We start from the raw sequence: 539 nt of genomic DNA on the forward strand, positions 1-539 counted from the left end.
CTAAAGTCCTCTAAAAGCGTTTCTATTTGTTTCTCTAAGAATTTTGCATCTACTATCATTATATCCTTAATTCCTTTAGTGTTCTGAATCGTAAGAGCAGTTACTGCAAAAATACCATGAATACCTAAAACCTCGAATACTCTTAGATCGCTTTCCCCACCTGCACCATTACCAGTATCTAGTCCTGCTATTGACATTCCAATCGGTTTTATCATTCTTTTTTCACTCTCGTGTTTCCCGCAACAACCCAATACTCGCCATCATCCCTAATTTCTAACTTCCAAATACCTGTAGTATGTTTTACTAATTCTAGAGTTTCTTTTACTGCATCTATTGCATCTTTTCTACCTCTTCCTAACCCCATTATTAAAAGTACATCCTCACCAGGTTTCATGGCGTTTATAACGTGATGGATCTCAAGGTCAATTAGGTCCTTGTACTTTTTCTTCATTTCCTCCTTTATTTCACTAAACCTTTTCTTAGTGTATTCTTCATATGCTTCATATACGAGCTCATATACCTTATGCCCTTCAACTATT

The 539-nt window shown here is 36.0% G+C and carries 2 protein-coding genes; both read right to left on the minus strand.

Annotation, left to right across the window (positions count from 1 at the left end; translation table 11 throughout):
• Nucleotides 1-215, minus strand: a 215-nt coding sequence (locus DMP16_RS10765; RefSeq protein ID WP_185957883.1) for a bifunctional hydroxymethylpyrimidine kinase/phosphomethylpyrimidine kinase, incomplete at its 3' end; no start/stop codon positions are given.
• A partial coding sequence (locus DMP16_RS10770) for a molybdenum cofactor biosynthesis protein MoaE (RefSeq protein ID WP_185957884.1) occupies nucleotides 212-539 on the minus strand: 328 nt, incomplete at its 5' end. The genes DMP16_RS10765 and DMP16_RS10770, both read right to left, overlap by 4 nt.

This window comes from Sulfolobus sp. B1 (genome assembly GCF_007050195.1).
Lineage (GTDB): Archaea > Thermoproteota > Thermoprotei_A > Sulfolobales > Sulfolobaceae > Saccharolobus.